Genomic DNA, 10,848 nt, shown 5'->3' with positions numbered 1-10,848 from the left:
GCGGGCAACGCCGCCCAGGTCGTGCGCATCTGCCGGGCGCTCGACGGGCTGCCGCTGGCCATCGAGCTGGCCGCGGCGCGGCTGCGTACCCTGCCGGTTTCCGACGTGGCGGCGCGGCTCGACGACCGGTTCAGGCTGCTGACCCGCGGCAGCCGTACGGCGCTGCCCCGGCACCAGACGCTGCACGCGGTGGTCGCGTGGAGCTGGGACCTGCTCGACGAGAGCGAGCAGCGGCTGGCGAGGAGGCTCTCGGTCTTCGTTCGCGGTGCGCGGCCCGAGGCGGCCGAGCGGGTGTGCGGGCTGCCTGAGGAGGTGCTGTTCTCGCTGGCGGAGAAGTCGCTGGTGGAGTTCGTGGACGGGCGTTTCCGGATGCTGGAGACGATCAGGGCGTTCTGCGCGGAACGGCTGGCGGAGTCAGGCGAGGTCGATTCGGTCTGCGAGGCGCATGCCGGCTACTACCTCGACCTGGTCATGACGGCCGACCCGTTGCTGCGCACCGGCGAGCAGCTGGAGTGGCTGGCCCTGCTCGACGAGGAGAGCGACGACCTCAACGCCGCGGCGCGCTGGGCGACCGAGTCGGGACGGCTGGAGACGGGGCTGCGGCTGCTGGCCCACAGCGCCTGCTACTGGTGGATGCGCGGCCACCGCGTGACCAGCGGAAGCCTGGCGGCCGCGCTGCTGGCCGAGCTCGGCTCCGGTTGCCCGCCGGGCATGGAGGAGGAGTACATCATGTGTGTGCTCGTCACGGCCTGGACGGGCGGCGTCGACGAGGGGCTGCGCCCGCGGCTGGCGGAGGCGCGGCAGCTGATGCCGGTGGAGTTCCTGCCGTCGCGGGTGGAGTTCCTGATGATGCTGCTGTCGGCGTTCACCGGGCCTCCTGGCGACTTCGATGAGATCTACCCGCTGCTCATGGAGGGCATCGACCTGCTTCCGCCCTGGCAGCGGGCCCTGTCCTACGGTGGCGCGGCGTTCGTGCTGCAGACGGTCGGCCGCATCGAGGAGGCGCTGGCCCACTTCGAGCTGGCCCTGGCCGCGTTCAAGGCGATCGGGGAGCGGTGGGGCACCGTGCTGGTGCTGTCCGGGCTGTGCGCCCTGTACCAGGAGCAGCGCGATTTCACGACCGCGTACGCGCTGGCCGACGAGGCGCTGGCGGTGGCCAGGGAGCTGGACGCCAGGTCGGAGATCGCCGAGGGCCTGTGCCGGCGGGGCGACGTCCTGCTCGGCCTGGCCGACGCGGCGGGCGCGCGGGCCGACTACACGCGCGCGGCCGAGATGGCAAGCAGGAACGGCTCGATGGAGAACCTCGCGTGGGCGCACCTCGGCCTGGGTGAGGTGGCGCTGTTCCAAGGAGACCTGGACGAGGCCCGCGCCCTCCTCGCCCAGGCGCGCGACGAGGTCCCGGCCGACTGGTACAGCGCCGAGGAGACCCGCGCCCGCATCGCCGCAGGGCTGGCGAAGGTCAGCCGGCCGGTCAGCGAGCGGTAGGCGGACCGTCAGCCGCCCTCCCGACAGTGGGCGACATGAACAACAAATGGTCCTGCCTGGCCATCGCCTGCCTGGCCACCCTGCTGCTCTCGCTCGACTTCACGGTCCTGCACCTGGCCCTGCCCCGGTTGGTGACCGACCTCGGCGCGAACTCCACGCAACTGCTCTGGATCGGCGACATGTACGGCTTCGCGCTGGCCGGCCTCCTCGTCACCATGGGCAACCTCGGCGACCGCATCGGCCGCAAGCGCCTGCTGCTGATCGGCGCGGCCGCGTTCGGCGTCGCCTCGGCGGTGACCGCGTACGCGCCCAACGCCGAGCTGCTGATCGCGGCCAGGGCGCTGCTCGGCGTGGCCGGGGCGACGATCATGCCGTCCACCCTGTCGATCGTCCGGAACGTGTTCACCGAGCCGGGCGAGCGGACCGCGGCCATCGGCATCTGGAGCGGGATGAGCGCCGCCGGCTTCGCTGTCGGCCCGGTCGTCGGCGGGCTGCTGCTCGACCACTTCTGGTGGGGCTCGGTCTTCCTGATCAACGTGCCGATCATGCTGCTGGTGCTGGCCGGCGGGATCCTGGTGCTGCCCGAGTCGCGCAACCCCCATGCGGGCAGGATCGACCTGGTCAGCGTCGCGCTGTCGTTCGCCGGCGTGGTGACGGCCGTCTACGCTCTCAAGGAGGGAGCGCACAAGGGCGCGGGGCACGCCGATGTGCTGGTGGCGGGCGTGGCCGGGGTGCTGCTGCTGGGCCTGTTCGTGTGGCGGCAGGCACGGCTGGCCGAGCCGCTGATCGACGTGCGGCTCTTCACGCGCAGGGCGTTCAGCGCGTCCATCGTCACGAACCTGCTGGCGATCTTCACGATGTCGGCCATGATGCTGATGTTCGGCTGGTATCTGCAGCTCGTGCTGGGCTGGACGCCGCTCCAGGCGGGGCTCGCGCAGCTGCCCGGCGGGCTCAGCGGCGCCGTGGGCGGCATCCTGGCCGCCAGGCTCATCGGCCGCCTGGGCAGGAACGGCGTGGTCGCGCTGGGCCTGGCCATGAACGCGGGCGCGTTCCTGTACTACTCCACGCTCGGCCTTTCGCTGAACTACCTCGCGCTGCTGCCCGTCATGGTCGTCGGCGGTCTCGGGGTCGGGTTCGCGCTCACCGTCAACAACGACAACGTGCTGGCCACCGCGCCCAGGGAAAGGGCCGGGGCGGCGGCCGCGGTGTCGGAGACGGCGTTCGAGCTGGGCGGGGCGCTCGGCATCGCGATCCTGGGCACGGTGCTGAACACCGCGTACCGGGCCGGCCTGGACGGCACCGTGGTGGAGGGCGCGGCGCGGGAGTCGATCGCCGGGGCGATGCGCGCGGCCGAGGCGCTGCCCGCCGAGGAGGCGGGCAGGCTCGTCCGCGCGGCGCAGGCGGCCTTCATCGAGGGGCTGCACGTGACCTCGCTGGTCACGTCGGGACTGCTGGTCGTGGTGGCGCTGCTGGCGTTCGTCGGGCTCCGTGGCGTGCCGAAGGTCATCCCGGAGGAGGTGCTCAGCCGGGCGTGATCCTCCACGGCCTCAGAGGTGCTCGCCGAGGAAGCCGGCCGTCGCGTCCACGGCCTGGGTGACGTACGGCTCGCGGTCGTAGAGGTCGATGTGCTGCTTGGCGTCCACCCAGACGAGCTTCTTCGGCTGGTCGAGCCGCCTGAACACCTCCTCGGCCCCCTCGGGCGGGCAGAAGCGGTCGACGACCCCGTGCACGATCAGCGCCGGCTTCGGCGACAGGAAGTCCGCTCCCATCATGTTGTCCATCGTCACCAGCTCCCGGACGCTGGCCCTGGTCACCGAGTTGGACCAGTGCGGCGAGGCGCCCCGCGACGTGCCGTAGTACGCGTACGGCTCGTCGCCCGGCATGGCGGACTCCCCCTCCTCGGCGACCGCGGGCATGTACTCGACGGCGCCGCCCAGGTCCTGCCGCTCCAGGACATCCGTGAGTCCCGCCAGCGTCGACTGGTAGTCCATCCCGGCCCGCATGGAGTAGGGGTTGTTGTACGCACCCGCAATACCGGTAAATGTCCGGACGCGAGGATCAAAAGCAGCAAATTTCAGGGCATATCCGCCGCCAAGGCATACCCCCACCACCCCGATCCGGTCCTGGTCCACCTCGTCCCGCGACCGCAGGAACGACACGGCGGCCCGCAGGTCGCGCAGCTTGCCCTGGGGATCCTCGTCCCGGCGCGGAAGCCCCTCGGACTCGCCCCAGTTCCGATGGTCGAAGGCCAGCGTCACGTACCCCCGCTCGGCCAGCCGCTCCGCGTACAGGCCCGTGACCTGGGAGCGCACCCCGGTGAGCGGCCCCGTGAACACCAGCCCCGGCCGCGGCCCCACGCCGCCGGGCACCCGCAGGTCCCCGGCGAGCGTGAGGCCGTCCACGACGAACTCGACTCTCGTGGTCAGAGTCACGAGTCGAACCCCAGTCCCATCCGGTCGAGCGCGCGCAGCCACAGGTTGCGCTTGCCCTCGTGCCGGTCGGCCTGCGCGATCGACCACCGGGTGACCTGGATCACGCCGGACCGCACCGGCTCGGGCGGGAACGGGATCGGCTTCTCCTTGACCATCCGCAGCTCGGTCCGCTCGGTAGGCTCACCCGACAGCAGGTCGAGCATGACGTTCGCCCCGAACCGGGTGGCCCCCACGCCCATCCCGGTGTAGCCGGTCGCGTAGGCCAGCCGCCCGCCGTGCGCCTGCCCGTAGAAGGCGCTGAACCGGCTGCAGGTGTCGATCACGCCGCCCCACCTGTGCGTGAACCGCACGTGGTCGAGCTGCGGGAACGTTTCGTAGAAGTGCTCGGCGAGCTTGACGAACGTCTCGTCGCGCTGCTCGTACTCGGGCCTGACCAGGCCCCCGTTGTAGTAGACGGCGTCGTAGCCGCCCCACAGGATCCGGTTGTCATCGGTCAGCCGGTAGTAGTGGAACTGGTTGCCGGAGTCGCCGACGCCCTGCCGGTTGCGCCAGCCCACCTCGGCGAGCTGGGCGTCGGACAGCGGCTCGGTCATCACCGCGTAGTCGTACACGGGGACCACGAAGTGCTTGAGCCGCCGCAGCAGCGGCGGGAACACCCCGGTGCCCAGCGCCACCTGGCGCGCGCCTACCGCGCCGTGCGGCGTGCGCAGCGTGATGGTCGTGCCGTCATCACGCAGCGAGCGGACCGGGCTGCGCTCATAGACCCGCACGCCGAGGCTCAGGCACGCGTCCCGCAGCCCCCACGCCAGCCGCGCAGGGTCGAGCATGGCGCACCCGCTGCGGTCCCAGAGCCCGCCCAGGTAGGTGGGCGAGTTGACCTCGGCCCGCACCTGCTCCTGATCGAGTGGCAGGTAGTCGAACCCGTGCTCCGAGATCAGGTCCAGGTGCTCGTGGAGGTCGTCGAGCTGCCACTGCTCGGTGGCCACGTACAGCTCCCCGGTGCGCTCGAACGAGCAGTCGACGCCGTAGCGCTCCAGCGTGCGCTCGATCTCGTCGAGGTTGGCCACCCCCATGCGCTCGAGGCGGTCGATCTCGTCCGGCCACCGCTCCAGGCCGTTGGCCAGGCCGTGGGTGAGGGTCGCCAGGCAGAACCCGCCGTTGCGGCCGGTGGCCGCCCATCCGATCCTGCGCCCTTCGAGCAGGACGACGTCCAGCGAGGGGTCTCGTTCCTTGGCCATCAGGGCTGTCCACAGCCCCGAGAAGCCTCCGCCGACGACGACCAGGTCGGCACTCGTGTTCTCGTCGAGCCGCGGTCGCGGCTCGGGTCTGGCCGGGCTGTCCAGCCAGTACGGCTTGCGCTCCGCATCAGCAAGCGCCTTCAGCGGATCCACAAATCCCACTTCCCTACGAAGTTCGTGGAGGTTTATTTATGTACGGCGCCGTGCCGCCACCGCGTTTCCGATCGCGATCAACACCCCGATGCCGAAGATCAGCGTACCCATGACGTTGACCTGCGGTGGGATACCTGTCTTAACCGCACCCACGATCCACAGGGGGAAGGTGACGGTCGAGCCGTTGACGAAGCTGGTGACCACGTAGTCGTCGATGGACAGTGCGAACGACAACATCGCGCCGGCCATCACGCCCGGCATGATCGACGGGAGCGTCACCTGCCTGAACGTCCCCCACGCCGTCGCCCCCAGATCCCTGGCCGCCTCCTCCAGCGACGGGTCGAGCGTGACGATCCGCGCGCGCACCGTCACCACCACGAAGGACACCGAGAACAGCACGTGGGAGACGATGATCGTGTTCGCGTCGCGCGGCACGTTCCCCGAGACGAACAGCGACAGCAGTGACGCGCCCATGACCAGTTCAGGCGTGGAGATGGCAGCGAAGACCAGGAAGTTGGTGAGCCCCTTGCCGCGGAAGCGGTGCCGCCCGAGCGCCAGCCCCAGCATGGTGCCGATCACGACCGTGATGACGGTGCTGACCGCGGCGATCACCAGCGAGTTGCGCAGCGCCACGGTCAGGTCGGAGATGTCGAACAGCTCGGTGTACCAGCGGAGCGTGAAGCCCTGCCAGGAGGTGTTCGACTTGCTCTTCTTGTCGTTGAAGCCGAAGAGGATCATCACGGCGATCGGCGACGACAACCAGACGATGATGATCCAGGTGTAGATGTGCAGCAGGCGGTCGCCGAGCCTGATCCCCCTCATCGGGCCGCCGCCTCGAGCACGTTCTCGGTCCCGAGCGCCCTGGCGTAGACGAAGATCCCCACGAGCAGCACCGCCATCAGCGTGAACGACAGCGCCGAGGCGGTCGGGTAGTTCAGGTTCGTCAGGTACTCGGTCTGGATGATGTTGCCGATCATCGTGTTGGACGTGCCGCCGAGGATCTGCGCGTTGATCGGGTCGGCCGTGGCGGGCACGAACGTCATCAGCACCCCGGCGAACACCCCCGGCAGCGACAGCGGCAGCACCACCCGCCGGAAGGCCGCCGTCCGCGTCGCGTACAGGTCCTGAGCCGCCTCGATCACCCGTGGGTCCACCCGCTCCAGCGACACGTAGATCGGCAGGATCATGAACGGCAGGAAGTTGTAGGTCAGCCCGCCCACCACGGCGACCGTCGTGGCCAGCACGTGGAAGTCCTCGGGCAGCAGCCCCCAGCCCTTCAGCGTGCCGAACAGGATGCCGTTGTCCGACAGCAGGAAGTTCCACGAGATCGTCCGCAGCACGAACGACACGAAGAACGGCAGCAGCAGCAGGAACAGGTACACGGACTTGCGCGCGCCGCCCTTGAACGCGATCCAGTACGCCACCGGATAGCCGATCACCAGCATGGCCACCGTGGCGAGCCCGCCGTAGGCCAGCGAGCGCACCAGCTGGGTGCTGTACCTGCCGAGCGCGTCGCTGTAGTTGGAGAAGCTGAACGTCATCGCGAAGCCGTCGATGGCGTTGCCGGTCTGCAGGGAGACCGACGCCATCGCGGCCATGGGCACGACCAGGAAGATCGCCAGCCACATCCAGCTCGGCAGCGCCAGCAGGTAGGGGGTGAGCCGCCTCATCTGCTAGGCCTGGGTGATGGACTGGAAGATCGGGTTGAAGACCTGCTCCTGCTGGGTGGTCAGCGGGGTGTAGCTGTGCAGCTTGGCGTAGTCGGCTTCGGTCGGGAACATGAGCGGGCTGTTCACCATGTCCTCGAGGGACTTCTTGTCCTTGCCCTTGGCCGTCTTGGCCTTCTCCCTCAGCAGGTCCTGTACGGCCGGGACCGGCGTGACGTACTGGATGAACTCGTCCAGCTCGGCGGCCACGGGCGGCTGGTAGAGGTAGTCCATGAGCATGAGCGCGTCCACCGGGTTGGCCGCGCCCTTGGGGATGAGCATGTTGTCGGTCCAGATCGTGCCGCCCTCCTCGGGCACCACGAACTTGACGGGCTCGCCGGCGAGCTGGCGCTGGAAGACGTCGCCCGACCAGGCCATGCTCAGCCAGACGTCGCCCTTGGACACGGCGTCAATGTAGCTCTGGTCGTAATATTTCCGGACAATTCCGGCGTCGCGCTGCGCCTTGAGCTTCTCCCCGGCCTTCTTCCAGTCGGCCTCGGTCGACTTCTCGGGGTCGATCCCCAGCGCGAACATGCCGAAGTTCCCGATCTCCTGGGCGTCGGCCATCATGCCGACCCGGCCCTTGTACTTGGGATCGAAGAGCGACTCGATGCTGGTGATGTCCTCGTTGACGTACTTGGTGTTGTACGCGATCCCGGTCACACCCGACGTGTACGGCACCGTGTACTTGTTGCCGGGATCGTAGGCCCGCTCCTTGTACTTCTGACCGGCGTTGGCCTCGAAGTTCGGCAGCTGGGAGTGGTCGAGCGGCGTCGCGTAGCCCAGGTCGATCATGTGCTGGAGCTGCACGCCGTTGGTCATGACGACGATGTCGTAGCCCAGGGGCTGCCCGGCACGCAGCACCGGGTCGGCCTTGCCGAAGAACTCGGCGTTCTCCTGGATGACCTCTTTGTACTCGTACGAGATGCCGGTGGCCTGCTTGAACTTCTCCAGCGGGGCCTTGTCCTCCGGCATGTACTCAGGCCAGTTGGCGAAGACGACCTTGCCGTGCTTGGTCTGCTTGGCCCAGAAGTCCTTGACCGCGTCGGCCTTCGGGGGCGCGGCCTTCTGTCCTTGAACGCCGCAGGCGGCCAGAGCGAGCCCTGCGGCGGAGTACCCGGCGATCCTGAAGATGTCGCGACGGGAGCGGGGCATGGGGTGGTTCATGAGGTGCTATCAACTTCCAATCACATACGAGTGCTGCGCCTGCCACGACAGCCACACGGAGTCGCCCCGCTCCGCCGTGGCCGTGGCGTCATTCGCGTTCTGCTGAAAAACCGTGATCTCGGCCCCGTCAGCGAGTCTCACGGCGTAACTGTTGTACGTCCCCAGGTAGACCACCTCGGCGACGGTCCCGCGCACGGCGCTCAGCCCTTGAGCGGGCTCGTCCGTGCCGATGGTGATCTTCTCGGGCCGCACGGTCACCGTCACGTCGCCGTCGTGCCCGGGCACCAGCACCCGGCCGCCGCCGATCTTCAGCACGCCGCCGTTCGCCGCGCCGGCGAGCAGGTTGGAGGTGCCGATGAAGCCCGCCACGAACGCGGTCGCGGGCCGCTCGTAGATCTCACGCGGCCCGGCCAGCTGCTCGACCAGGCCGTCGTTCATGACCGCGATGCGGTCGCTCATGGTCAGCGCCTCGTTCTGGTCGTGCGTCACGTACACGAACGTGATGCCGACCTCGCGCTGGATGCGCTTGAGCTCGATCTGCATCGCCTGGCGCAGCTTGAGGTCGAGCGCGCCGAGCGGCTCGTCGAGCAGGAGCGCCCGCGGCCGGTTGACCAGTGCGCGGGCCAGCGCCACGCGCTGCTGCTGGCCGCCGGACATCTCGCGCGGCCTGCGCTTCTCCCTGCCGGTGAGGTCGACGATCTCCAGCATCTCGCCGACCCGCCGCTTGATCTCCTCCTGCGGCGTCTTGCGCTGCTTCAGCCCGAACGCCACGTTGTCCCAGACGCTCATGTGCGGGAAGAGCGCGTAGGACTGGAAGACCATGTTGATGTCGCGCTTGTTGGGTGGGACGTTCGTGACGTCCTTGCCGTGCAGCCTCACCAGGCCCTTCGAGGGCGGCTCGAACCCGGCGACCATTCTCATGGTCGTGGTCTTGCCGCACCCGGACGGGCCGAGGAGGGAGAAGAACTCCCCCTCGGCGATGCCCAGCGTGACGCCCTTGACCGCCTGGACGACCTCGCCATGCGAAAGGTATTCCTTGACGACGTCCTCAAGCTCTATCGCATTCAGCTCAGTCATCCCAGGTACTGTTCCTATTCGCCGATGTAGTGCATGACGTGCTTGACCCGGGTGTAGTCGTGCAGGCCGAACACCGACAGGTCCTTGCCGTACCCGGAGTGCTTGAAGCCGCCGTGCGGCATCTCCGAGACGAACGGGATGTGCGTGTTGACCCAGACCACGCCGAAGTCGAGGCGGTTGGACATCCGCATGGCACGGCCGTGGTCGGAGGTCCAGACCGAGCCGCTCAGGCCGTACCTCACGTCGTTGGCCTTGGCCAGCGCGTCGGCCTCATCGGCGAACGTCTGGACGGTGATCACGGGGCCGAAGACCTCGTTCTGCACCATCTCGTCGTCCTGCTTGAGACCGTCGACGATCGTCGGCGCGAAGAAGTAGCCCTTCTCGCCGACCCTGGTGCCGCCGGTGAGGACCTTGGCGTGCGCCGGGGCCCGGTCGATGAAGCCCTGGACCCTCGCGAGCTGGTTCTCGTTGTTGAGCGGCCCGTAGAGGGCGTCCTCGTTGTCCAGGTCGCCGGTCACGGTGCCGGCGGCGGCCTCGGTCAGCGCGGCCACGAACTCGTCGTGCACGCTCTCCTGCACCAGCACCCGGCAGGCGGCGGTGCAGTCCTGGCCGGCGTTGTAGAGGCCGGCGACGGCGATGTCCGCGGCGGCCTTGCGCAGGTCCTTGACGTCCTCGAACACCACGACCGGGGCCTTGCCGCCGAGCTCGAGGTGCACGCGCTTGAGGTCGTCAGCGGCGCTCTTGGCGACCGACATGCCCGCCCCGACCGAGCCGGTGATGGCGACCATGGAGGCCGTCGGGTGGCCGACGACGAGCGCGCCGGTCTCGCGGTCGCCGGTGACGACGTTGAAGACGCCGGCGGGCAGCACCTCGCCGAGGATCTCGGCCAGCTTGAGCGTGGAGGCCGGGGTGGTGTCGGACGGCTTGAGCACGACCGTGTTGCCGGCTGCCAGGGCCGGGGCGATCTTCCAGACCGCCATCATCATCGGGTAGTTCCACGGCGTGACCTGCCCGATCACGCCGATCGGCTCGTGCCTGATGACGCTGGTGTGCTCGGCGAGGAACTCACCGGCCGTGGGGCCCTCCAGCGTGCGCGCCGCGCCGGCGAAGAACCGGAAGTGGTCGCCGGCGACCGGGGTCTCGTCCTCGGCCATGCGGGCCCGCGGCTTGCCGGTGTTGAGGCACTCCGCCTCGTTGATCTCGTCAGCTCGTGCGTCGATCGCGTCGGCGACCTTGAGCAGCAGGTTGGCCCGCTCACCCGGGGTGGTCCTGCCCCACGACTCGAAGGCGGCGGCCGCGGCGGCGAAGGCGGCGTCGACGTCCTCGGCACCCGAGATGGGGGCCTGCAGGTATGCCTCACCCGTGCACGGGTCGATGATGTCGGAGAATCGGCCGCTCTTCGCGTCCACGAACTCACCGTTGATGAAGTTCTGGAGACGGGTGGTCAAGGTGCCTCCTCGTGGCTGAGATGCCGCGACTCTTACAGAGCCGGTTGCATCTGAACAAGGGATTTCGTGGTGAAGATACCAAATTGCTACGAATTCGCTTGACACGCCGCCAGGAACTGACAACATGTCGCACCGGGACGGC

Annotated in this window: 8 protein-coding genes and 1 pseudogene; 2 read left to right on the top strand and 7 right to left on the bottom strand. The window is 68.8% G+C overall.

The window, feature by feature from the left end; genetic code table 11:
- Window positions 1-1,485 (top strand): annotated as a pseudogene (locus AB0J09_RS20920) (AfsR/SARP family transcriptional regulator); the annotation flags it as partial.
- Between the two features lie 35 nt (window positions 1,486-1,520).
- Window positions 1,521-3,020, top strand: a complete 1,500-nt coding sequence (locus tag AB0J09_RS20915; protein ID WP_360693295.1) for an MFS transporter — start codon at window positions 1,521-1,523, stop codon at window positions 3,018-3,020.
- Window positions 3,021-3,032: 12 nt separating this feature from the next.
- Here AB0J09_RS20915 and AB0J09_RS20910 read toward each other — a convergent pair whose 3' ends face one another.
- Genes AB0J09_RS20910 through AB0J09_RS20880 form a run of 7 tightly spaced genes read right to left on the bottom strand, consistent with a single transcriptional unit; the run spans window position 3,033 to window position 10,706 of the window.
- Window positions 3,033-3,917, bottom strand: coding sequence for an alpha/beta hydrolase (locus tag AB0J09_RS20910; protein ID WP_360693292.1), 885 nt, complete (start codon window positions 3,915-3,917; stop codon window positions 3,033-3,035).
- Window positions 3,914-5,308: an FAD-dependent oxidoreductase gene (locus AB0J09_RS20905; RefSeq protein ID WP_360693289.1), complete on the bottom strand. Its 1,395-nt coding sequence runs from the start codon at window positions 5,306-5,308 to the stop codon at window positions 3,914-3,916. Before AB0J09_RS20905 ends, AB0J09_RS20910 begins: the two co-directional genes overlap by 4 nt.
- A 36-nt stretch (window positions 5,309-5,344) precedes the next feature.
- Window positions 5,345-6,130 (bottom strand): ABC transporter permease, encoded by a 786-nt coding sequence (locus tag AB0J09_RS20900; RefSeq protein WP_360693286.1) that lies wholly within the window; start codon window positions 6,128-6,130, stop codon window positions 5,345-5,347.
- Window positions 6,127-6,978 carry an ABC transporter permease gene (locus AB0J09_RS20895; RefSeq protein ID WP_360693283.1) on the bottom strand — a complete coding sequence of 284 codons (852 nt, stop codon included), beginning with the start codon at window positions 6,976-6,978 and terminating at the stop codon, window positions 6,127-6,129. Before AB0J09_RS20895 ends, AB0J09_RS20900 begins: the two co-directional genes overlap by 4 nt.
- Window positions 6,979-6,981: 3 nt before the next feature.
- Window positions 6,982-8,169, bottom strand: a complete 1,188-nt coding sequence (locus AB0J09_RS20890) for a spermidine/putrescine ABC transporter substrate-binding protein (protein WP_360693280.1) — start codon at window positions 8,167-8,169, stop codon at window positions 6,982-6,984.
- Window positions 8,170-8,190: 21 nt separating this feature from the next.
- Window positions 8,191-9,258, bottom strand: coding sequence for an ABC transporter ATP-binding protein (locus AB0J09_RS20885; protein WP_360693277.1), 1,068 nt, complete (start codon window positions 9,256-9,258; stop codon window positions 8,191-8,193).
- A gap of 14 nt (window positions 9,259-9,272) precedes the next feature.
- Window positions 9,273-10,706 (bottom strand): gamma-aminobutyraldehyde dehydrogenase, encoded by a 1,434-nt coding sequence (locus AB0J09_RS20880; RefSeq protein WP_360693274.1) that lies wholly within the window; start codon window positions 10,704-10,706, stop codon window positions 9,273-9,275.
- Window positions 10,707-10,848: the final 142 nt, after the last annotated feature.

Origin of the sequence: Nonomuraea sp. NPDC049784 (assembly GCF_040659615.1) — a bacterium.
In the GTDB taxonomy this organism is placed as follows: Bacteria; Actinomycetota; Actinomycetes; order Streptosporangiales; family Streptosporangiaceae; genus Nonomuraea.
Note: the sequence above shows the minus strand (reverse complement) of the source record. Positions and strands in the feature narration are given on the sequence as shown.